The 21,429-nt window shown below is 71.7% G+C and carries 22 protein-coding genes; 7 read left to right on the forward strand and 15 right to left on the reverse strand.

Features of this window, described 5'->3' with window-relative positions; genetic code table 11:
- Nucleotides 1–7: 7 nt before the first annotated feature.
- From ACWC21_RS31830 to ACWC21_RS31840, 3 genes are read right to left on the reverse strand one after another with little or no spacing between them, the layout of a single operon-like run.
- On the reverse strand, nucleotides 8–1,111 hold the full coding sequence (locus ACWC21_RS31830; RefSeq protein ID WP_450886830.1) for an endonuclease/exonuclease/phosphatase family protein: 1,104 nt from the start codon (nucleotides 1,109–1,111) through the stop codon (nucleotides 8–10).
- A complete protein-coding gene (locus ACWC21_RS31835) occupies nucleotides 1,104–2,240 on the reverse strand; it encodes a sensor histidine kinase (RefSeq protein ID WP_450886832.1) in 1,137 nt (378 codons plus the stop codon). Before ACWC21_RS31835 ends, ACWC21_RS31830 begins: the two co-directional genes overlap by 8 nt.
- Entirely contained in the window at nucleotides 2,233–2,940 is a 708-nt protein-coding gene (locus tag ACWC21_RS31840; protein WP_450886834.1) for a response regulator transcription factor, read from the reverse strand. The genes ACWC21_RS31835 and ACWC21_RS31840 overlap by 8 nt, the downstream gene beginning before the upstream one ends.
- A 215-nt stretch (nucleotides 2,941–3,155) precedes the next feature.
- On the opposite strand from ACWC21_RS31840, the gene ACWC21_RS31845 reads away from it, so the two are divergent.
- Nucleotides 3,156–4,016, forward strand: a complete 861-nt coding sequence (locus tag ACWC21_RS31845) for an esterase/lipase family protein (protein ID WP_450886836.1) — start codon at nucleotides 3,156–3,158, stop codon at nucleotides 4,014–4,016.
- Nucleotides 4,017–4,184: 168 nt separating this feature from the next.
- Here ACWC21_RS31845 and ACWC21_RS31850 read toward each other — a convergent pair whose 3' ends face one another.
- Entirely contained in the window at nucleotides 4,185–4,319 is a 135-nt protein-coding gene (locus ACWC21_RS31850; protein WP_450886838.1) for a hypothetical protein, read from the reverse strand.
- Between the two features lie 138 nt (nucleotides 4,320–4,457).
- Here ACWC21_RS31850 and ACWC21_RS31855 point away from each other — a divergent pair, with 138 nt between their 5' ends.
- Nucleotides 4,458–5,072, forward strand: a complete 615-nt coding sequence (locus ACWC21_RS31855; protein WP_450886840.1) for a class I SAM-dependent methyltransferase — start codon at nucleotides 4,458–4,460, stop codon at nucleotides 5,070–5,072.
- Nucleotides 5,073–5,084: 12 nt separating this feature from the next.
- Here ACWC21_RS31855 and ACWC21_RS31860 read toward each other — a convergent pair whose 3' ends face one another.
- Nucleotides 5,085–5,585 (reverse strand): DUF402 domain-containing protein, encoded by a 501-nt coding sequence (locus ACWC21_RS31860; RefSeq protein WP_450886841.1) that lies wholly within the window; start codon nucleotides 5,583–5,585, stop codon nucleotides 5,085–5,087.
- On the reverse strand, nucleotides 5,566–6,495 hold the full coding sequence (locus ACWC21_RS31865) for an N-acetyltransferase family protein (protein WP_450886843.1): 930 nt from the start codon (nucleotides 6,493–6,495) through the stop codon (nucleotides 5,566–5,568). The genes ACWC21_RS31860 and ACWC21_RS31865 overlap by 20 nt, the downstream gene beginning before the upstream one ends.
- A 71-nt stretch (nucleotides 6,496–6,566) precedes the next feature.
- On the opposite strand from ACWC21_RS31865, the gene ACWC21_RS31870 reads away from it, so the two are divergent.
- Nucleotides 6,567–6,938, forward strand: a complete 372-nt coding sequence (locus tag ACWC21_RS31870) for a GntR family transcriptional regulator (protein WP_450886845.1) — start codon at nucleotides 6,567–6,569, stop codon at nucleotides 6,936–6,938.
- An 84-nt stretch (nucleotides 6,939–7,022) separates the two neighbouring features.
- Here ACWC21_RS31870 and ACWC21_RS31875 read toward each other — a convergent pair whose 3' ends face one another.
- Both ACWC21_RS31875 and ACWC21_RS31880 read right to left on the reverse strand, forming a co-directional pair.
- A complete protein-coding gene (locus ACWC21_RS31875; RefSeq protein ID WP_450886847.1) occupies nucleotides 7,023–7,793 on the reverse strand; it encodes a DUF72 domain-containing protein in 771 nt (256 codons plus the stop codon).
- 15 nt (nucleotides 7,794–7,808) lie between these two features.
- Nucleotides 7,809–8,918 (reverse strand): DUF5925 domain-containing protein, encoded by a 1,110-nt coding sequence (locus ACWC21_RS31880; protein ID WP_450886849.1) that lies wholly within the window; start codon nucleotides 8,916–8,918, stop codon nucleotides 7,809–7,811.
- Nucleotides 8,919–9,115: 197 nt separating this feature from the next.
- Here ACWC21_RS31880 and ACWC21_RS31885 point away from each other — a divergent pair, with 197 nt between their 5' ends.
- Nucleotides 9,116–9,922, forward strand: coding sequence for an SGNH/GDSL hydrolase family protein (locus ACWC21_RS31885; RefSeq protein ID WP_450886851.1), 807 nt, complete (start codon nucleotides 9,116–9,118; stop codon nucleotides 9,920–9,922).
- A 3-nt stretch (nucleotides 9,923–9,925) separates the two neighbouring features.
- Here ACWC21_RS31885 and ACWC21_RS31890 read toward each other — a convergent pair whose 3' ends face one another.
- The 4 genes from ACWC21_RS31890 to ACWC21_RS31905 all read right to left on the reverse strand — a co-directional run bounded on the left by ACWC21_RS31890 (nucleotide 9,926) and on the right by ACWC21_RS31905 (nucleotide 16,412).
- On the reverse strand, nucleotides 9,926–11,512 hold the full coding sequence (locus ACWC21_RS31890; protein WP_450886853.1) for a protein kinase domain-containing protein: 1,587 nt from the start codon (nucleotides 11,510–11,512) through the stop codon (nucleotides 9,926–9,928).
- A 180-nt stretch (nucleotides 11,513–11,692) separates the two neighbouring features.
- Nucleotides 11,693–13,252: a HoxN/HupN/NixA family nickel/cobalt transporter gene (locus ACWC21_RS31895; RefSeq protein ID WP_450886855.1), complete on the reverse strand. Its 1,560-nt coding sequence runs from the start codon at nucleotides 13,250–13,252 to the stop codon at nucleotides 11,693–11,695.
- Nucleotides 13,249–14,769: a tetratricopeptide repeat protein gene (locus ACWC21_RS31900; protein ID WP_450886856.1), complete on the reverse strand. Its 1,521-nt coding sequence runs from the start codon at nucleotides 14,767–14,769 to the stop codon at nucleotides 13,249–13,251. The genes ACWC21_RS31895 and ACWC21_RS31900 overlap by 4 nt, the downstream gene beginning before the upstream one ends.
- 104 nt (nucleotides 14,770–14,873) lie before the next feature.
- On the reverse strand, nucleotides 14,874–16,412 hold the full coding sequence (locus ACWC21_RS31905; RefSeq protein WP_450886858.1) for a DUF4331 domain-containing protein: 1,539 nt from the start codon (nucleotides 16,410–16,412) through the stop codon (nucleotides 14,874–14,876).
- A gap of 221 nt (nucleotides 16,413–16,633) precedes the next feature.
- Between ACWC21_RS31905 and ACWC21_RS31910 the strand changes: the two genes are divergently transcribed.
- The 3 genes from ACWC21_RS31910 (at nucleotide 16,634) to ACWC21_RS31920 (ending at nucleotide 18,376) form a co-directional block, all read left to right on the forward strand.
- Nucleotides 16,634–17,176, forward strand: coding sequence for a sigma-70 family RNA polymerase sigma factor (locus ACWC21_RS31910; RefSeq protein WP_450886859.1), 543 nt, complete (start codon nucleotides 16,634–16,636; stop codon nucleotides 17,174–17,176).
- The gene (locus ACWC21_RS31915) at nucleotides 17,173–17,985 is read left to right on the forward strand and encodes an anti-sigma factor (protein ID WP_450886861.1); all 813 of its coding nucleotides are present in this window, start codon (nucleotides 17,173–17,175) and stop codon (nucleotides 17,983–17,985) included. The genes ACWC21_RS31910 and ACWC21_RS31915 overlap by 4 nt, the downstream gene beginning before the upstream one ends.
- 115 nt (nucleotides 17,986–18,100) lie before the next feature.
- Entirely contained in the window at nucleotides 18,101–18,376 is a 276-nt protein-coding gene (locus ACWC21_RS31920) for a hypothetical protein (protein WP_450886863.1), read from the forward strand.
- A 34-nt stretch (nucleotides 18,377–18,410) separates the two neighbouring features.
- On the opposite strand, the gene ACWC21_RS31925 is transcribed toward ACWC21_RS31920, so the two are convergent.
- From ACWC21_RS31925 to ACWC21_RS31935, 3 genes are read right to left on the reverse strand one after another with little or no spacing between them, the layout of a single operon-like run.
- Nucleotides 18,411–19,607, reverse strand: a complete 1,197-nt coding sequence (locus ACWC21_RS31925; RefSeq protein ID WP_450886865.1) for a CaiB/BaiF CoA transferase family protein — start codon at nucleotides 19,605–19,607, stop codon at nucleotides 18,411–18,413.
- Nucleotides 19,608–19,640: 33 nt separating this feature from the next.
- Nucleotides 19,641–20,417, reverse strand: coding sequence for an ABC transporter permease (locus tag ACWC21_RS31930; RefSeq protein ID WP_450886867.1), 777 nt, complete (start codon nucleotides 20,415–20,417; stop codon nucleotides 19,641–19,643).
- Nucleotides 20,414–21,385: an ATP-binding cassette domain-containing protein gene (locus ACWC21_RS31935; protein ID WP_450886869.1), complete on the reverse strand. Its 972-nt coding sequence runs from the start codon at nucleotides 21,383–21,385 to the stop codon at nucleotides 20,414–20,416. The genes ACWC21_RS31930 and ACWC21_RS31935 overlap by 4 nt, the downstream gene beginning before the upstream one ends.
- Between the last annotated feature and the right edge of the window lie 44 nt (nucleotides 21,386–21,429).

The following is a 21,429-nucleotide window of genomic DNA, read 5'->3' on the forward strand; positions in this document are numbered from 1 at the left end:
CCCTCGGTCACCAGCTGACACGGGCCGCCACCGGCCGGTGGTCGCTCCCGGTGGCCGGCAGCACCCACGAACTGCGCGGCTCCACGCCCCGGGTGAGGATCTGGTCGATCCGTACCATCGGGAACTTCGCCGGCCAGCTGAAGCCGAAGCCGTTCCCGGCCGTGTCCTGGGCCGAGTGCAGTCGCGAGGTGATGCCGTCGAGGGCACGGTCGTCCGTGGTGCCGTTCAGGTCGCCGAGCAGCACCACCCGCTTGTTCCGCTCGGCGGCGACGGCCTTGGCGAGCGCCTCGGCGTTCCTGTCCCGGCTCGCCGTCCAGAAGCCTCCCCGGGGATTCACACGAACGGACCCCAGATGGGCCACGTACACGGCCAGCGGCCCGTGGCCGGTGGCCACCGTGGCACGCAGCGCCCGGCTGTCGGCCAGCTTGACGTCGGCCGGCTTGGCGTCCCCCAGCGGCCCGACGTCCTGCGCGATGTCGACCGTCCGGACGTCCGACAGCGGCAGCCTGCTCCACAGCCCGACCGTGCCCTGCACGGAGTGGTACGGATACGCCTTGGCCAGCCCCTTCTCGTACACCGGCTTCGCCTGTGCGGTGATCTCCTCCAGGGCCAGCAGGTCCGCGCCGGAGGCGGCCAGGTCGCGGGCGGTGTCGGCGGGATCGGGGTTGCCGGCGTCGACGTTGTGGCTGACCACGGTGAGGTCGCCGCCCGCGTGCGACTTGTCGACGAGCAGCCCGCCGAAGAGGCTCACCCACGTCACGACCGGCAGCAGCAGCGCGACCACCGCGGAGGCGGACCGACGCCACAGCGCTCCGGCGAGCAGCACCGGGACGAACACGCCCAACCACGGCAGAACGTTCTCCACCAGACTGCCGATGTTCCCGATCCGGTTCGGTATCCGCGCATGCAGCAGCAGGAGCAGACCGAGCAGCAGCGCGAGCGCCGCGAGCACCCGGCCACGCTTCCACGGCCCCGGCTGGGACAGGCCGCGGATCGCCCGGTGGGCGAACGAGCGCTTCACGGTGGTCCCGGCGGTTTCTCCGCTCACGGGGCGTCCCTCCGCTTGGAGTCGCTGCCGTGCGTCCGCAATGTCCTGTCCTGCTTCACTCATCGTCCGAGTTCCTGTACTTCCTGGCCGAATGCTGCGCCGCGGCGGGCAGTCGCACGGCGACACGCAGGCCGCCGCCGGCACGTGGGGTGAGGGTGAGGGATCCGTCGTGCACGTGGACGATCCGCTGGACGATGGCCAGGCCGAGGCCGACCCCGGCGTGGTCGTCGTGGATGCGTTCGGTGCCGCGCTGAAACGGTTCGGTCAGGGTCGAGACCAACTCCGGGGAGAGCGTCTCGCCGCTGTTCTCGACCGTGAGCACGGCGCTCCCGGAGCGGACGCCGGTGCGGACCCGCACCGAACCGTGTGCGGGCAGGTTGTGCACGATGGCGTTGTGCACGAGGTTCGTCGTCACCTGCAGCAGCAGCGCCGGCGACCCGGGAGCCGTGGCGGCGTCGCAGGAGGTGTCGACGGCGACCCCACGCCGCTCGGCGAGCGGGAGCAGTGTCTCGGTGGCCTCTTCCACGAGCAGGGTCAGGTCGACGGGCTCCCGGGTGAAGGACTGCTTGTCGGCGCGGCTGAGCACGAGCAGCGCCTCGGTGAGGTCGATCGCCCGGGCGTTGACGACGCGGAGGCGCTCGACGAGCTCGTCGATGTCGCGGTGCGGATCGCCCCGCGCCACGTCGAGAAGAGCCTGCGTGGTCGCCAGCGGAGTGCGCAGTTCGTGCGAGGCGTTGGCGGCGAATCTCTGCTGCTCGGCGACGTGTGCTTCGAGCCGCTCCAGCATGGTGTCGAAGGCGTCGGCGAGTTCGCGGAACTCGTCCCCGCGACCCGGCAGCCGGATGCGGTGGGAGAGCGATCCGTCGGTGGCCCTGCGGGTGGCGTCCGTGATGCGGGTCAGCGGAGCGAGCATGCGGCCGGCGAGGATCCACCCTCCCACGAGGCCGAACACCAGCAGGAACGTCAGTACTGCGGCGGCCCTCGGAGCGAAGACGTCCAGAAGAGCGGACCGGACGGGGAAAACACCGCCACTGGGCCTGTCATCGGGGTTGTAGAGCATCGCACGGTTGGGGACGTACCTCAGGAGGAACAGCCACACCGCCCCCAGCAGCAGGGCGCCGGCCAGCATGAGGAACCCGGCGTAGCTGAGGGTGAGCTTGACGCGCACGCTCACACCGGACTGCCTATCCACGGCTTCGCCCCTCGCGTCCGGTGCCGGGTGCGCTGTCGGGTGCGCTGCCGATGCGGTAGCCGACTCCCGGCACGGTGACGATGATCCAGGGTTCGCCGAGCCTTTTGCGCAGGGCTGAGACGGTGATCCGTACGGCGTTGGTGAACGGGTCGGCGTTCTCGTCCCAGGCCCGCTCCAGCAGTTCCTCGGCGCTGACGACACCGCCTTCGGCGGCGACGAGGACTTCCAGTACGGCGAACTGCTTCCTCGTCAGCGCGACGTGGCGGCCGTCACGGTGGACCTCCCGGCGGAACGGGTCGAGCCGCAGACCTGCGATCTCCCGCACGGGCGGCCTGCTGTGCGCACGCCTGCGGTCGAGCGCCCTGAGCCTGAGGACGAGTTCCCGGAGTTCGAACGGCTTGGTGAGGTAGTCGTCGGCGCCGAGCGCGAACCCGGTGGCCTTGTCGTCGAGGCGGTCGGCGGCGGTGAGTATGAGGATCGGCATGCCGCTGCCGGAGGCGACGATGCTCTTGGCGACCTCGTCACCGCTGGGCCCGGGAATGTCCCGGTCGAGGACGGCGATGTCGTACGTATTGATGCTCAGCAGCTCCAGCGCGGTGTCGCCGTCACCCGCGATGTCCGCCGCGATGGCTTCAAGGCGCAGGCCGTCGCAGATGGCCTCTGCCAGGTAGGGCTCGTCCTCGACGATCAACACACGCATGCTCCGAGGCTACGAGCCCGGACATATCGCCGGTGTATCGAAAACCGTGCACGCCGGCCGTCGACGGCACGCCGGTTATCACTGGAAGTTTTTACTGACGCGTAACTTCACATAACTGCTACTCATCCGTAACTTGACGAATGAACAGCATCCCGTGATCCGGATCACAGGGCGTATGGCCGTCGAACTCCCTTGAGCCGCGAGGAGATCACCCGATGCTGCCCTGGAAGAGAGTGCTCAGACCCCTGGCCGCGCTGCTCCTGACCGCCGCCGTAGCCGCCGTCCCCGCCGCCACCGCCCATGCCTCCACCGCGAGTTCCAGCGGATGGAACGACTACTCCTGCAAGCCCTCCGCCGCCCATCCCCGCCCCGTCGTCCTGGTGCACGGCACGCTGGGCAACTCCGTCGACAACTGGCTGTCCCTCGCGCCGTACCTGAAGGACCGCGGGTACTGCGTCTACTCCCTCGACTACGGCCAGCTGTCCGGCGTCCCCGTCTTCTACGGCCTCGGTCCCATCGACAAGTCGGCGCAGCAGCTGTCCGCGTTCGTGGACAAGGTGCTCGCCGCCACCGGCGCCGCCAAGGCCGACCTGGTCGGCCACTCGCAGGGCGGCATGATGCCCCGCTACTACCTGAAGTTCCTCGGCGGTGCCGCCAAGGTGAACGCCCTCGTCGGCATCGCCCCCGACAACCACGGCACCACGCTGAGCGGTCTGACGAACCTGCTGCCGTACTTCCCCGGCGCCGAGGACCTGCTCAAGGCCACCACCCCCGGCCTCGCCGACCAGATCGCCGGGTCCGACTTCCTCACCAAGCTCAACGCGGGCGGTGACACCGTCCCCGGAGTGCGGTACACGGTGCTCGCCACCAAGTACGACGAGGTGGCCACTCCTTGGCGCACCCAGTATCTGACCGGGTCGGACGTCACCAACGTCCTGCTGCAGGACCTGTGCCCGCTCGACCTCTCCGAGCACGTGGCGATCGGGCTCTTCGACCGCATCGCCTTCCACGAGGTGGCCAACGCCCTCGACCCGGCCCACGCCACCGCAACCACCTGCGCGTCGGCGTTCAGCTGACCGTCGCCGGGGCCCGTCCGGCCTGAGCCGCCGGACAGGCCCCGTCAGGGACCTGACCAGCACCAGGAAACCGTGGAACCGCCGGCTCGGGGCGGTTCCCGGGGATCTTTATGGCGGAGTTAAGGGAGGGATCAGACCGGGATCAGGTATCCGGCGCGCTCACGCCGGTCAGCCGTTCGGCCACCATGTCCGCGCGATGTCCTTGCGCACCTCCGGGCGGCCCGCGGGGAGTTCTTCGCTCTCCTCGCGGACGCGGCGGGCGTCCGTCCTCTTCAGGGGCTTGTGCACGGTTACGCGGCGCATGGCTGCCTCCTTCAGTGTCTACCGGATTCCCTGATGTCAGGGAGGCAGACGCTTTCGGCGAGAGTTCCTCATCGGTTCGGGTCTGTCAGTGGCGGTTGTCACGATTCGGATGTCAGTGGCGGGTGTCACTCTTGGGGCATGCCAAACAGCAGTGACCACGGGACAGCGGAGAGTGTCGACTGGGATGCCGAGGCCGCGGGCTTCGACGAGGAGCCGGACCACGGTCTGCGCGACCCGCGGGTCCGCGCGGCCTGGGCGGCCAGACTCGAGGCGTGGCTGCCGGCCCGCCCCGCCGACGTCCTCGACCTCGGCTGCGGCACCGGCAGCCTGGCGCTCCTCGCCGCCGAGCGGGGACACCGCGTCACGGGAGTCGACCTGTCCGGGCCGATGGTGGAACTGGCCCGGGCCAAACTCGCCGGCCGCGACGCGGTCTTCCTGGTGGGCGACGCGGCGGCACCCCCGGTGGGGGAGCAGCGCTTCGACGTCGTGCTGGTACGGCACGTGCTGTGGGCGCTGCCCGACCCGGCCCGCGTGCTGCGCGACTGGCGCGGACTGCTGCGGCCGGGAGGGCGGTTCGTGCTGGTGGAGGGCGTGTGGGGGACGGTCTCACCGGTGGGCATGGCCGCGGACCGGCTTGTCGGCCTCCTGGAGTCGGTCGCCGGGCACGTGCGCGTGGAGCGGCTGTCGGACGACACGGCGCTGTGGGGCAAGACCGTGGACGACGAGCGGTACGCGGTGACGGCGAGGGTCTGAGTGAGGCCCACGTCAGGTCAGCAGGGGGCCGAAGCCGTCACCGCGGGCCAGGGCCTCCAGTTCGCCGAGCGCCGCCCAGGCCGCCGCGGCCGCCCACGGATCGCTCTCCGCCAGGCCGCTCTCGGCGAACTCGTCCTCGTCCAGACGTCGTACGTCGCTGCCGTCGGCGGAGCGCCACAGGTCCAGGTCGAGGTCCTCGACGACCAGCTCCGTGCCGGTCAGCACCGCCGGGCGGGTGATGTCGCAGTACCAGCCCTTCAGGGTGCCGTCGGCGGCACGGACCTCCTTCACGGAGTACCACCGGTCGCGCCAGTAGTGCTCGGTGAACGTGTCGCCCGGCTCGAAGCGTACGAAGCCGAAGTCGCGGACCCCGGCGCCGGCCCAGGGGGCCCGTACGGTGATGCGGGAGTCGTCGTCCTCCAAGAGCTCGCTCTCGTAACGGATCTTCGTCCGGCCTCCCTTGACGAGGACGACCTCCACCGCGGTCGCCCCGTCAGCCGAGTTCGCGGACATGGCGCACCTCCGTCGCGCAGACCTCGTACCCGAACCACTTGTTGATCGCCAGCATCGGGCCGTTGCCCGCGTCGTTCCCGGTGAACGCCTCGGTGAATCCGGCCGCGCGGGCCCGGTGCAGGGAGTCGTTCTTGGCCAGCTTGGCCAGGCCCCGGCCGCGGAACGCGCGCGCGGTGCCGGTCATGACGGTGCCGTACCAGGTGCCGTCATGTGTGCGGGCCACGCTGAAGGCGGCGGGGCGGCCCTCCACCACGGCCACCGAGGTCAGTTCGTGGCTGACCAGCGGGTGGTTCCAGGTTTCGGCGAGCCAGGCCTCGTAGTCCGTGAACTCGTAGGCGATGTCACTCGGCTCGTCGGACATCGTCGCGGCGTCCAGCTCGAACAGCGGGCGCGGATCGGCCGCGAAGTCGGCCCCGGTACGCAGCTCCACTCCGGGCGGGATCTCCCCGAGCGGCGGCAGGGTGCCGTTCGCCAGGTCCAGCCGGAGGAAGTGGGCAGAGCGACTGGACCGGTAGCCGTGCCGCTCGGCGAAGAGGCGGTTGCCGGGCTCGTCCAGCACCCAGGCGAACACCTTCTTCGCCCCGTGCTCGGCCAGGTGCTGCTCGGCGGCGCGGACCAGGAGCGAACCGGCACCGCGGCGGGTCCGCTCGGGGTGGATGTACACGTTCAGGTAGCCCATGCCGGGATCAGGGCTGTCGTGGACGATGCCGAGCTGCGCCGAGCCGATGATCTCGCCGTCCTCCTCGGCGACGAGGGGGCGGTAATGGCTCTCGGGGTGCGCGTGGGTGAGGTCGTGGACCAGGGAGTCGGGGGTGATCAGGAAGAAGGGGAGTGCGAGCATCCGGACGCGGGCGAAGCCCTCCACGTCGGTCCGGGCGTCCGGAAGCAGGTCGCGCACGATCACTGTCATGGAGCCGCACGGTATGCGGCCACCGCGCCCTGATGCCTCTTATTTTCCGGCGGGTACGGGACAATCGGCCCGTGACCTTGAAGATCCACATCGATGACAGCGCGCCGCCGTACGAGCAGGTGCGGGCGCAGATCTCCGAACAGGCCCGGTCCGGTGAACTACCGGTGGGATACCGGCTGCCGACCGTGCGCGGACTGGCCGAGTCGCTGGGGCTCGCGGTGAACACGGTGGCCAAGGCGTACCGGGCGTTGGAGACGGACGGGGTGATCGAGACGCGGGGCCGCAACGGAACGTTCGTCGCCGCCGCGGGCTCGGCGGCGGTTCGTGAGGCGGCGGCCGCGGCTCAGGCCTATGCCGAGCGGGTGCGGCGGCTCGGGCTGGACGAAGGGGCGGCGCTCGGCGCCGTGCGGGACGCACTGCGTGCGGCTTACGGGGAAGGGTGAGGGGAGGGGTCTGAGGAGAGTTCGGCACCGCCGGGACACATCGTCGTGGCTGAGCGCCGTCGCGGCGGAGAGGAAACGAACCCCTCAGCGGCGTGCCGCCGGCTCCGGCGTACGGGTCACCGTCAGGCCCGCTCTCGCCGCCGCTCTGCCGAAGGCCGTCGCGTCCGCGACCGCCGCGCCGCCCGGGTCGTTGTTGAAGTAGGCGTAGACGTCCAGGACATCGGGCCAGGTGGTCGCGATGCGGTCCACCCATGTCTCCAGTGCGCGCCGGCCGTAGCGCGGCCACGGCCGGGCGCGGCCCTGGTGGAAGCGCACGTACCCCCAGTCGGCGGTACGCCAGAGCGGGGCCACCGGGCGGGCCAGGACGTCCGCCCAGCACAGGGCGGCACCCCGGGACTCCAGGACCCTGCGCGTCTCGGGCGTCCACCAGGAGTCGTGGCGTGGCTCGACCGCGACCCTCGTGGTGGACGGAAAGCAGGCCAGGCAGGCGTCGAGCAGGGGCGGGTCCGCGCGCAGGGTCGGCGGGAGCTGGAGCAGGACCGGGCCCAGGCGGGCGCCGAGGCCCGCCGCGTGGGTCATCAGCCGGTGGACCGGTTCCTCCGGGTCCTTGAGGCGCTTGATGTGGGTCAGGTAGCGGCTGGCCTTGACCGCCACCACGAAGTCCGGCGGGACCCGCACCCGCCAGGAGGCGAAGGTGTCGTACGACGGCAGCCGGTAGAACGCGTTGTTGATCTCCACCGTGGCGAAGAGCCGCGTGTACTCCTCCAGCCACAGCCGCGCCGGCACCCCGGCCGGGTACACGAGCTCCCGCCAGTCCTTGTACTGCCATCCCGAGGTGCCGACGAACAGGGTCATACCCTCATCAAAGCACTACAGGTACAGCCCCGCGTCCGCCCCGTCCCGCGCCTCCGGCACCGACGTCGGCGACGTGCCCCGGCGCAGTGCGTACAGCTCCGCCAGTGTCGCCCCCTCGCGGCCCACCGCGTCCTCCCGGTCGCCGTCCTCCCTGCCCAGCCATGCCACCGCCTCGTCCCGGGTGAGCCTGCCGACCTCGATGCGGGCCAGGCAGCGGCCGGGCCGGACCACCGCGGGGTGCAGTCGCTCCAGGTCCTCGTTGGTGGTGACACCGACCAGGACGTTGCGGCCCTGGCCGAGCAGGCCGTCGGTCAGGTTCAGCAGGCGGGACAGGGCCTGGCCGGCGGTGTGCTTGGCCTCGCCGCGGATCAGTTCGTCGCAGTCCTCCAGCAGGAGCAGCCGCCAACGGCCCTTGCCCGCCGCGTCCTCCTCGCCGATCGCGATGTCCATCAGATAGCCGACGTCGGAGAAGAGCCGCTCGGGGTCGAGCACGCAGTCCACCTGGCACCAGTCCCGCCAGGAACGGGCCAGCGTCCGCAGCGCCGAGGTCTTCCCGGTGCCGGGCGGGCCGTGGAGCAGCAGCAGGCGGCCCGAGATGTCCTCGGGGGTGGTCTTCATCAGGCGGTCCATGGCCTCCGCCACCGGTGCGGTGTAGTTGACCCGGACCTCCTCCCAGGTGCCCGCGGAGATCTGACGGGTGGTCCGGTGCGGGCCCCGCCTCGGGGAGACGTACCAGAAGCCCATCGTCACGTTCTCCGGCTGCGGCTCGGGTTCGTCGGCCGCGCCGTCCGTCGCCTCGTTCAGTACCCGCGTGGCCAGTTCCGCCGTGGTCGCGGTGACGGTGACGTCCGCGCCCCGGTTCCAGCGGGAGACCAGCAGGGTCCAGCCGTCACCCTCGGCGAGGGTCGCGCTGCGGTCGTCGTCCCGGGCGACGCGCAGGACACGGGCGCCGCGCGGCAGCAGGCTCACGCCGGAGCGGACCCGGTCGATGTTGGCCGCGTGCGCGTACGGCTGCTCGCCCGTCGCGAAGCGGCCGAGGAACAGCGCGTCGACGACGTCGGACGGCGAGTCGGAGTCGTCGACGTTGAGCCGGATCGGCAGAGCGTCGTGTGGGTTCGCAGACATGCCGCCATGATCCGGCACGTGAGCGCCCGGCGCACCCGGTTTCCGCCGCGCCGCCCCGTTCCGCACCTGAGGTGACGGCCGGTCGGCCGAAATGGCATGCGCATGAAAAGCGAACATATTTTTGGCATGGACACTTCCCGTCAACACGCGTAGTTGCTACGACAGTTACGGCAGAGATCCTGCTAAAGGGAGGTTCCATGAGACGTTCCCGATTCACGGCATTCGCGACCTCACTCCTCCTCGCCACCGGCCTCGCCCTCACCGGGGCCGCCACGGCGCAGGCGTCCCCCCTGGCCGGAACCGGCGGCTACGTGGCGCTCGGCGACTCCTACTCCTCCGGAGTGGGTTCGGGCAGCTACATCAGTTCCAGCGGCAGTTGCGACCGCAGCACCAAGGCGTACCCGTACCTGTGGAACGCCGCGCACGCCCCGTCCTCGTTCGCCTTCAACGCCTGTTCGGGAGCCAAGACGGGCGACGTCCTGAGCAACCAGCTGGGCTCGCTCGACTCCTCCACCAGCCTCGTCTCCATCACCATCGGCGGCAACGACGCGGGATTCGCCGACGTCATGACGACCTGTGTGACCGGGTCCGACAGCACCTGCCTGGCCAAGCTGAACTCCGCGAAGGCGTACGTCGACTCGACGCTGCCCGGCAAGCTCGACAGCGTCTACTCCGCGATCAGCGCCAAGGCCCCGTCCGCCCATGTGGTCGTGCTCGGCTACCCGCGCTTCTACAAGCTCGGGACGACGTGCGTCGGCCTCTCCGACACCAAGCGCGCCGCGATCAACGACGCGTCCGACTACCTGAACAGCGCCGTCCAGAAGCGCGCCCTGGACCACGGCTTCGTCTACGGCGACGTCCGCACCGCGTTCACCGGCCACGAGATCTGCTCCGGCAGCTCCTGGCTGCACAGCCTCGACTGGCTGGACATCGGTGAGTCGTACCACCCGACCGCGTCCGGCCAGTCCGGCGGTTACCTGCCCGTGCTCACGGGTGCCGCCTGACCGTCAGGGAGAGGCCGAAGGCGAGGAGGAGGCCCCGTCCGACGGGGTCTCCGTCGTCGCGCAGGTCACCGAGAACGGCACCTGGCCGGACGTCGTACGCACCGGGCCGCGCACCTCGACGCCGATCGCGTTCTCGGTCGTCCCGCTCTCCTTGTAGGTCGTCACGACGACCCTGTCCTGCTTGGACTTCTCCCCGCCCGCCGGGAACGACAGCGTCTTCCAGCCCGAGTCGGAGACCGAACCGTTCTTCGCCACCCACCGGTACTCGACCTGCGCGGGCAGCCGGCCCACCGTGAACGTCGCCGTGAAGGCGGGCGCCTGCGCGCTCGGCGGCGGACAGCTCCCGGAGTACTCCGTGTGTGCCCCCGTCAGGGTGACGTGCACGGACTGGGCGGGGGCCGAACTCGCCGGGCTGCTGCCCCGCGAGGGCGGCGGTGCGCCCGTGTGCGAACCGGTGCTGCGGGTCGGAGCCGGCGAACTGAGGCTGCTCGCCCGGTCGGTGCTCGCGCCGCCGCTGCTCTCGTCCTTCGCGGTGTGGTGGTTGAGCAGTGCGTACGTCAGCCCGGCCAGCGCGAGCGCCACGGCGACCAGGCCCGCCACCAGGACGACGCCGGCACGCCGGTTGCGGTCCGGCTCCGGCTGGGGTGCCGTGGTGGCGGACGAGGGCATGGCCATCGGCGGCGTCGGGGACACCGGCCGCTGCGGACGGGTCGGGGCCGTCGGCGCGTACGACCCCATGGCCACGGAGTCCGCACGCGGCGTACCGCCCGCCGCGATCAGCCGCAGGTCCTGCTCGGCCGTTTCGGCGGCCGGCCGCTCGGCCGGATCCTTGCGCAGCAGCCCCTCGATGACGGGGGCGAGCGGCCCGGCCCGGCGCGGTGGCGGCAACTCCTCGTCGACGACCGCGCGCAGGGTGCTCAGCGGCGTGTCCTGACGGAACGGCGAACTGCCCTCGACGGCCGCGTACAGCAGCACGCCCAGGGACCACAGGTCCGACTCGGGGCCGGGCGTCCGCCCCAGCGCCCGCTCGGGGGCGAGGTACTCGGGCGAGCCGATCACCTCGCCGGTCATGGTCAGCGCGGAGCTGCCCTCGACCGTGGCGATGCCGAAGTCGGTGAGCACCACCCGGCCGTCGTTCGCCAGGAGCACGTTGGCGGGCTTCACGTCCCGGTGCAGCACCCCGGCCGCGTGGGCGGAGCGCAGCGCGGCCAGCACCTCGGCGCCGATGTGCGCGGCGCGCTGCGGGGGCAGCGGTCCCTCCGCCTCCAGCTGGTCGGCGAGGGACAGCCCGCGCACCAGCTCCATGACGATCCAGGGCCGGCCGCCCTCCATCGCCACGTCGTACACCGTGACCACGTTGCGGTTCGCGACCCGCGCCGCCGCCCAGGCCTCGCGCTCCAGCCGGGCGTACAGCCGCTCGACGTCCGCACCGGGCAGCCCGGCCGGGGCCCGCACCTCCTTGACGGCGACCTCGCGGTTCAGCACCTCGTCGCGGGCCCGCCACACCGTTCCCATGCCGCCCTCGCCGAGCGGCGCCAGCAGACGGTAGCGGCCGGCGATCACACGTTCACTGCCGGATTGTCCGGACACGGGCTCCCTCCATCGCATCGGCACGATTTCAGAACTTACGTACCCTGCTGCTACTTTGCTCACGTCGCGGCAGGACATGCCGGAGGGACAACACCGTGTGAGCGGTCGAGTGTCCGTGAACCTCAACCCATTGGGTTGGAATCCCCCTCTTCCGGAGGAGGAGGATGTCAAAAAAGTAGCTCAGCCGAGCGCGGATGCCGCCCCCCTGAGTACCAATCCGGCCCCGAGGGCCAGGACAACCAGCGCAGACCCCAGGGGGGCGGCCCGGCGGGCCAGGGCGGCGACCGGGTGAGCGGTCAAGCGGGGGCGCCGGTTCAGCACCCGGTTCATTCCGCTACCCAGCTTGACGACGGCGAACCCGGCCGCGGTGAGCGTGAGCGCCAGCCCCACGCCGTACGCGACGACCAGCAGCAGACCGAACCACGCCTGCCCGAGGGCCGCGGCACCCACCAGCACGACGACCGCGGAGGGGCTGGGCACCAGCCCGCCCGCGAAGCCGAGCAGGATCGTGCCGCGCAGGGTGGGGGCGGTGGCGTGGGTGTGGGTGAAGCCACCGTGGGTGTGCTCGACGGCGCCGTCGTGATGGTGGTGGTCGTGGTCGTGTGTGTGGCCGTGGCCGTGGCCGTGGCCGTGGCCGTGCTGGTGGTCGTGGTCGTGCCCGTGGTGGTGCTCATGGGTGTGGTCGTGGTCGTGCGTGTGCCCGTGGCCGTGCCCCTGCTGCCGGTTGCGCAGTGCCCGGCGTACGAGGTTCGCCCCCGCGCCGGTCACCAGGAGGCCGCTCGCGATGCCCAGCCAGGCGATCACCGACGGGGTCGCGGCCGAACCGGCGGTGACGAGGAGTCCGAGGGCCACCACGCCCAGGGTGTGGGTGACCGTGACCGAGGCGGCCAGCGGGAGCACGTCCCGCATACGGGCCCGGCCGCCCCGGGCCGCCGCCGTCGCGGCCATCAGGGTCTTGCCGTGGCCCGGGGCGAGGGCGTGCATCGCGCCGAGCCCGATCGAGATGAGCAGGGCGAGGGCGGCGAAGCCGACGGTGAGGTCGTGGTGGGCGACGAGGTTGTCCAGGGCGCGGGTCCACCGGTCGGCGCCACGGGGCAGGATGGCGGAGGCGGGGGCGTCCTGGCGCTCCTCCGACAGGGCCGGTCCGCCGGGGCGCGCGTGCACGGATGCGGTGACGGTGTCGGCCGGCGAGGAGAGCAGGTCCTTCGGGTACACCGTGAGTTCGTGGGAGACCGAGGTCTTCGGCACGTCCGACGCGGTGAGCGTCATCCGGTCACCGCGCGCGGTGATCTCCCGCCAGCCGGGTCCCGTGGTGACGCCCGCGCTGTGGAAGCCGAGGGCCACGGTGTCGCCCTTGGGGAGCGGGGCGGTGAACCGGCACTCCACCCGCAGGGTGTTGAGCCCGGCCTGGCCGGGGCGCAGCTTGGCGTGCGCGGTGCCGGCCGACAGGGCGGTCCGGTGGCCGTCGACGGTCAGCCTGCTGCCCTCGGCGGCCGTGGCGCACCGCTGCCGCGCCCACTCGGTCAGTCCCAGCTTCCTGATGTCGGGCTTGGCCTGGGTGGCCGGGATCTCGGCGAGGTCCTCGACGTGGTCGACGCGGAGCTGTCCGGGGGCGGCGACGAGACCGTCGTAGCGGTTGACGGTGAAGTTGCCGAGCGGATGGGCGCTCGCGGCCGTGGCGGGCAGGAGCACGAGCGCGCCGGCGGCCAGGGCGGCGGCGAGGAGGCGGCGGGGATTCACTTGGCCGCCTCCAGCGCCTTGCGGGCCTCCCGGGCACCCAGCGGGGAGAAGCCGGAGTTCAGTTTCAGGGCGGCGGTCAGGGAGGCGCGGCCGTCCTTCCGGTGGCCGGTGGCCAGCTCGATCATGCCCCGGTGGTAGAGGAAGGAGGCGTTGCGGTAGCCGGTGGCGGTGGCCTGGCGGGCGTGGTCGAGGGCCTCCTGGTCCTTGCCGTTCACGTGCAGGGCCCAGGCGAGGGCGTCCGCGGTGTGCACGGTGTGACGGCGGGCCCACTCGGCTCGTGCGGCACGCAGGGCGGCGGCCTTGTCGCCGTGGTCGGCGGCGGCCAGCGCGGTGTCGAGGTCGGCGTTGACGCCGTTGGCCCTCGCCAGGGCGATCCAGGCGTCGACGAGGGAGTACTGGTCCCGGGCCTTCGCCTTGTCGCCGGCCTGGCCGCGCGCCTCGTACAGCTCACCGAGCTCGACGAGAGGGCCGGGCAGCGGGTATCGCGCGACGACGAGCTCCATGCCCTTGATCGCGGCGGCCCGGTCACCGCTCGCCGCCTGTGCGCGGGCGCGGCCCTCGAGGGCGGGGAGGTAGTTCTCGTCGGCGGCCAGGGCGCGGGCGTAGTGGTGCAGGGCCGTCTTGTAGTCGCCCTGGTTCCAGGCGAGCAGGCCGAGCTGGGCGGAGACGTAGGCGATGTCGCCGCGGGAGGTGGCGGTGGACAGTGCCTGCTGGAGCACACGGCGAGCCGTCTTCACGTCGCCGCGCAGCTCGTGCACGTACGCGTACCGGGTGAACACGGGGACGCCGGGCTTGCGCGCGTCCGCGGTGTCGGCGGCCTTCGACGCCTCGTCGTACCGGCCGAGTTCGACCAGGGCGTCGATACGGGAGGACAGGGCGCGCTCGCTGTACGGGTTCTGCTTCAGGGCCCGGTCGGCGTAGGTGAGGGCCTGCGCGAACTGGTGCCGGGCGGCGGCGAGCGCGGCGAGTCCCGCCAGGGCCTGGTCGTTGTCCGGGGACAGCCGCAGCGAGCGCTTCAGGGCCTTCTCGGCCTGCGGGTACCGGGACGGGTCACCCTTGGTCCGCGCCTGCTCGTCGTAGGCCAGCCCGAGGGTGGCCCAGCTGCCGTAGTCCTTCGGCTGGACACGCAGATGGGCCTGGAGTGCGGCGATGGTCGAGTCGAGGTCACCGCCTGCCAGCAGCCCCGGAGGGACCGCGCTGGAGGCGGCGGCCACGGTCGCGGGCGAGCCGTCCCGCGCGGCACCGAAGGCGATCGCCCCGCCGGTCAGCGCGACCGCCAGCAGCGCCGCGCACCCCGCGAGCCGAGCCGCCCGCCACTTCCGCCCGGCGGCCCCGATCCGCCGCACGGCGACGACACGCTCATCGTCCTCGGAGCCGGGCTGCGTGATCGGGGGTTCCGGGGCCGTGGGTTCCGGGGCCGTCGGTTCCGTCGCGGCGGCGGGGAGTTCCGGCATGTCGCCCTCGGGTGTGTCCACCGGCCGGCCGGCGGGCTCGTTGTCGTTCGTGCGCGGGGACATGCCCTCTCCTGGGTCGCCTGGTCGTTTGCTGGGAAGTCAGGGGCGGCGCGGCCCGCGCCGTGGGGGAATGGATGCGCGGGCCGCGCCAGTCGGTGGGGGTGGGATCAGTACCCGCGCGACATACGCCGGCGCCACCACGAGAAGCCCGTGCCGAGGAGCAGGACTCCGGCCGCGCCCGCGGCAGCCGATCCGGCGATCAGGACCGTGTTGTCGGTGCCGCCGGAGGAACCCGCCGGCTGGAGCGCGTCACCGAGCTGGCTGCGCACGTCAGCGCCGCTGGTCGTGCCCTTGGCGAGCTTGCCGCGCGAACCCGGGGTCGGCTCCGCCACGTACGGGAAGTACTTCTCGAACTTCTTGTCGTTCTCGTTGACCGCGTCGCTCAGGTCGTTCTTCGAACCGACCAGCTCGCCCTCCATGACCTGCAGCGCCTCGTCGACCACGTCGTCCGTGAGGCGACGGCCGTTCGGGAAGCCCGCGTTGTCGCCGTCCAGGACGCCGAGCCGCTTGGGGTGCATGGCCGGCTTGATCGAGGTGTTGAGGCGCAGTTCCTCCGAAGGCTTCACGTACGGGGGCTGGTTGAGGCCCTTGACGCCCTTCAGGAACACGTCGACGAGGTCGTTGCGCGGCTCGCTCGGAGCCTTGATCTTGTAGATCGACTCGATGAGCTTCGGCAGCTCGGGGTTGGTCACGTTCTTCAGGAACTGACCGTCGTACGCCGGCGAGGACGCGTTGAACTTGTCCTTGTCCTTCAGCGGGTTGACGACCTCGTTGACCAGCGGGTTGCCCAGGCGCGAGACCTGCGAGTAGTAGCCCTGCGCGTTCCGGCGCTGCGTCGTGGACCAGATGCCGACGATCGGCTGCTTGTCCGACTCGCGGATCAGGTCGTTGGGCACCTGCAGGGCGATCGTGTTGACGTTGTAGCCCTTGAGCGTGTCCCGGCCGACCTCGCTGAGGTTCCCGCCGTACAGCAGGTCGAAGACGCGCAGGTCCAGGAAGAACGGGTCGTCCGCCTGGCCGGCGAAGGTCGCGCCGCCGTTCGCCGTCTTGTAGATGGCCTGCGAGCGCAGCTTCGCGTAGTCCGGCATCGACGCCTTGCCGACGTCCGACGGGGCCACCGGGACCCCGCTCGCGACCCTCGTCTTGTACACCTGCTTGCCGTGCTTCAGCCGGATCAGGTCGATGTTGTACGACTGCGTGACGTTGAGGTCGGGGTCGTTCAGGCTGTCGACCACACCGGTGTTGTAGAGGAACGTGTTGTCGTTCTTCCGGTGCGTCTTGAAGGTGTAACGGAAGAGGAGGTCGTCCTGCGCGTCACCGTTGTTGTCGACGTGGAGGTCGTACTGGGCGTCGTCCGCGAACGTGAAGAAGTTCGGGCCGCCGGCCGGGTCCTCCATCGGGATCCAGTTCGCGATGATCGTCGTCGTGTCGGGCTTGTCGGGGCTGACGAACGCGTACACGTCGGTGTTGTCGTACTGCGGGGTCCCCGAGATCAGCGGGGCCTCCCGGTGGCTGGAGGCGAAGGCCGCCCCGGGTGCCAGTGCGGCGGCGCCGGCGGCTGCGAGCCCACCGGCGGCCAGCGCACCACAGACGAGAGTGACAAGGCCCTTGCGCCCCGCACCGCTCCTGGAAAAGTGAGGTGTCATGCCGTCCGTCCTCAGTCCCAACTTGCTTGACGGACGGGTATACGGAGCGGAGGGCGGGTTCGGTTTGGTCTCCGAGAAAATTTCTTTTTCTCGTTCCTGACCCGCGTTTTCGGCTCCCGCATCCGTAAGCCCTGCTGGAGGTGTGTCCGTTGGGCAGAACCGGTGCGACGGGAGCTGGCGTGGCGGGATGGGGGCGGTGCGGCCGCGGAGAGGGAGACCGGGTGGAGGCGGACCAACTCCTGGTGCGCGTGGCGGGCGGTGACCAGACGGCGTTCGAGCAGCTGTACGGCATGGTGTCCGGCCCGGTGTTCGGGCTCGTGCGCCGCGTGGTGCGCGACCCGGCCCAGTCGGAGGAGGTGGCCCAGGAGGTGCTGCTGGAACTCTGGCGTTCCGCGGCCCGGTTCGACCCCGCCCGGGGCAGCGCCCTGTCCTGGGTCCTGACCCTCGCCCACCGCCGCGCCGTCGACCGGGTGCGCAGCGCCCGCGCGGCCGGGGAACGCGAGCAGCGCGAGGCACTGCGGGCCGCCGAGCCCGCCTTCGACCACGTCGCCGAGGAGGTCGAGGCGGGACTGGAGCGCGAGTGGGTACGGCGCTGCCTGGGCCGTCTCACCACCCTGCAGCGGCAGTCCGTCACCCTCGCCTACTACGACGGCTACACCTACCGCGAGGTGGCCGAACGGCTCTCCCTGCCGCTGGGTACGGTGAAGACGCGGATGCGTGACGGACTCACCCGGCTGCGCCAGTGCCTCGGAGGTGCCGCATGAGTCTGCTCGACCGTCTCCTCGGCCGCGAGGCACTCCACTCGCTGGCCGCGCCGTACGCCCTCGACGCCCTGGAGCCGGCCGAGCGCGTCCGTTTCGAGAAGCACCTGCGGACCTGCGACCGCTGCAGCGCCGAGGTCCGCCAACTGGCCGAGGACGCCGTACGTCTGGCCTGGTCCGCCGCCGCCCCACCGCCGGCCGCGATGCGCGACCGGGTGCTCGCGGCCGTACGGGCCACGCCGCAGGACCCGGCCCCGGCCCGGGAGCGCGCCTCCCAGCTCCCGCCGCACGTCTGGGGCGGCCAGCCCCCTCCGGCCCGCGCCCGTGCCCCCCGCGCGCGCCCCCTCTTCGCCCCCTTCGCCACGGCCACGGCCGCCGCGGCGCTCGTCGTCGCCGGACTCTTCGCCGTCGAGGCCAACCGGACCCAGGACCAACTGGACACCGCGCGCGCCCAGTCACGTGAGATCGCCCACGTTCTGTCCGCCTCCGACACCCGTGCGACCAGCGGGAAGGACGAGCAGGGCCGAACCATCGGAGTGATCGCTTCCGCTTCCCGGGGTCAGGCCGTCGTCACGCTCAGCGGATACGGCACCCCGCCCAGCGGACGAGTACGTCAGCTCTGGCTCATGCGCCCCGGGACACAGCCGCGCTCCCTCGGGCTCTTCGACGGCGACACGCCCTTGATCGCGTCAGGTCTGGCCAAGTCGGCGGCATCACTCGCCGTAACCGTGGAACCCGATGGGGGATCAGTGCAGCCCACCACCCAGCCAATTGCCCAACTCGCGTTGAAATCGGTCGGATTCGGAGAGTAATCGTCAACCTCCTTGCGGGGTAGGTGAATACTGCGACCGTGATACACGGGTGCCTCGCCGGGGCGATAGGGTTACCCTGCCCGGGCCGGGTGGACTCGTACGGGTGGGGAGTGACATGGAGCAGATAACAGTGCGAAGCAGGGCGCGGATCCCCGCGATCACCTGCGGCAGCAGTGCGACCAGTTCGCGTCTGGACCGCCATCTGTCGGTTCTGGGTGGTCCCGCCATACCGCAGCGGGAGACGGTCGAGGCGACCTCGCTCATGCGTGAGCTGACCGCACGTGAACCCGCCCACAAGCGCAGCGGCAGGGGCGCCCGGGTCAGCCGGGTCTCGCTCTTCGCCCCCCTGCGCCGACTGCGCCGTTCACTGTTCGGCGGCAACAAGCACTGAGCCCGGCCCGCGCTCAGGGCCTGCCCGGCAGGCCCTAGGCGATCACACCGTCCCGGCGCAACGCTGCGATCTCGTCGTCCGTCATCCCCACGGCACGCAGCAGCGCCCCGGTGTGCTGCCCGAGCGCGGGCACCTCACCCATCCGTGCCTCGTCCCCGCCCGGCAGCGTGATGGGCGGCAGCAGCGCCCGCAGCGGCCCGGCCGGCGAATCCACCTCGCGCCAGCGCTCCCGGGCCGCCAGCTGCGGATGCTCCGCGACCTCCCGCAGGTCCCTCAGCCGTGCGCAGGCGATGCCGGCCGCCTCCAGTCGTGTCACGGCCTCGTCCGCCGTCAGCGCGCCCAGCGCCCCGCCGACCAGCTCGTCGGTGCGCGCCCGGTTGGCCACCCGGGCCGCGTTCGTCGCGAAACCCGGGTCGGTGGCCAACTCGGGCCGCCGGACGACCTGTTCGGCCAGCCGCCGCCACTCCCGGTCGTTCTGCACCGACAGCAGCACCCGCCCGCCGTCCGCCGTCGGATAGGCGTCGTACGGGGCGATGACGGCGTGTGCGAGCCCGGTGCGCGCCGGGGGAGTGCCGCCGTGCATCGAGTGGTGCAGCGGGTGCCCCATCCACTCGGCGAGCGCGTCCAGCATCGACACCTCCACCGGCCCGCCGCGCCCGGTGGCCCCTCGCCGTACCAGCGCCGCGAGTACCCCCGAGAAGGCGTACATGGCCGCCGCGATGTCCGCGGCCGGAATGCCGGCCTTCACCGGCTGCTCCGGTGTCCCCGTCACCGACACCAGCCCCGCCTCGCACTGCACGAGCATGTCGTACGCCCGCTTGTCCGCGTACGGCCCGGACGCCCCGTACCCCGAGACGTCGACCGCGACCAGCCGCGGATGGGCCGCGCACAGGGTGGCCGCGTCGAGACCGAGGCGGGCCGCCGCGCCCTGGGCGAGGTTCTGCACGAACACGTCCGCGTCCGCGACGAGCCGCCGTACGAGGTCCAGGCCGCGCGGGTCCTTCAGGTCCAGCGCGATGGACTCCTTGCCGCGGTTGCACCACACGAAGTGCGAGGCCAGCCCGCGTGCCGCGGTGTCGTAACCGCGCGCGAAGTCGCCGCCGTCGACCCGCTCCACCTTGATGACCCGGGCGCCCAGGTCGGCGAGCTGCCGGGTCGCGAAGGGTGCGGCCACGGCCTGTTCGACGGCGACGACGGTGATGCCCTCCAGGGGCGGGGGGAGACGGTCCATGGGGTGGATCATCGCCCCTGACCGGCGCCTTTGTCAGCCGTGCGCGTAGCGGCGGACCGCGAGGGGCGCGAAGAGGGCGAGCAGTACGGCGCACCACATGAGTGACCCGGCGACCGGATGCGCCACCGGCCAGGCCGCTCCCGCGGGCACGGGCGCGTTGCCGAACAGGTCCCGCAGCGCCGTGGTCACCGCGCTGATCGGGTTCCACTCGGCGAGCGTGCGCAGCCAGCCGGGAAGATTACCGGTCGGGATGTAGGCGTTGGAGAGGAGCGGCAGCATGAAGGTGGCGCCGCCCAGCTGGCCGGCCGCGTCCTCGCTGCGGGTGAGCAGCCCGAGGAAGATCCCCACCCAGGTGCAGGCGAACCGGAACAGCAGCAACAGCGCCATCGCGGTCACCGCGTCGAGCACCGATCCCTCGACCCGCCACCCCATGGCGAGTCCGACCAGCAGGAACGGCACCGTCCCGGCGGCCGTGACCACGAGGTCGGCCAGGGTCAGCCCCAGCGGGACGGCGGCCCGGCTCATCGGCAGTGAGCGGAAGCGGTCCGTCACGCCCCGGTGGATGTCGGCGGCCGCCTGGAACATGCCCATCATGACCCCGCCGGCGGCGGTCGCCACCAGCAGCCCGGGGACGAGGAAGGAGCGGTACTCCCGGCCCGGCATCGCCAGCGCGCTGCCGAAGACGTAGCCGAAGAACAGCAGCATGCTGATCGGCATCGTCTGGGTGAGGATCAGCAGCCCCGGGTTGTTACGGACCCGGAGCAGCTGGCGCCCCAGTATCGCGGTGCCGTCGTACGCCAACATGGTCATGCCGCGGGCTCCTTGGTGCGGGTGCCGTCGATGTCGGGGGTGCCGTCGGTCAGACGCAGGAACACGTCGTCGAGGGTCGGTGGCCGCAGGCTCGCGTCGAGCAACGGCAGGCCGGACGCGTCCATTTCGCGGACCAGGCGGGGGAGGGTGAGTGTCGGGTCGGTGGTGACGGCGCCGACGCTGTGCCGCTCGTGGTCGCTCACCGGCTGCCCGCCGGTGAGCCGGCCGAGCACGGCCGCGGCCTTCTCCAGGCTGCCGGCGTCCGCGACGACGACCTCCGCGTGCGTTCCGATGAGCGCCTTGAGCTGGGCCGGTGAGCCGCGGTGCGCGACCTGTCCCTGATCCACCAGGGCGATGTCGTCGGCCAGTCGGTCGGCCTCCTCCAGGTACTGGGTGGTGAGCAGCACGGTGGTGCCGTCCGCCTTGAGCTCGCCCACGGCGTCCCAGATGCGGTTGCGGCTGGCGGGGTCGAGTCCGGTCGTCGGCTCGTCGAGGAACAGCACGTCCGGCCGGCGTATCAGGCTGGCCGCGAGGTCCAGGCGCCTGCGCATCCCGCCGGAGTAGGTGGACGCGGGCCGGTCGGCGGCCTCGGTCAGGCCGAAGCGCTCCAGGAGCTCCGCGGCGCGGTCGGCGGGCCCCCGCACCCGGTGCAGCCGGGCGAACAGCCGCAGGTTCTGCCGCCCGGTGAGGTCTCCGTCGACCGAGGCGTACTGCCCGGTGACGCCGATCCGCCTCCGCACGGCCGCCGCCTCCCGTACGAGGTCGTGCCCGGCGATCCGCGCCGAGCCCGCGTCGGGTGTGAGCAGCGTGGTCAGCAGTCGCACGGCCGTCGTCTTCCCCGCCCCGTTCGGGCCGAGCAGCCCGCAGACGGTGCCCTCCGCCACGGCCAGATCCAGCCCGCGCAGGGCGTGCACGGTGCCGAAGCGCTTCTCCAGACCCTCACTAAGTACAGCGTACGTAGTAGTCATGAGGTGACCATAGCGCACTACGTACGGTGTACGTAACTACGATG

Source organism: Streptomyces sp. NPDC001348 (assembly GCF_053597535.1).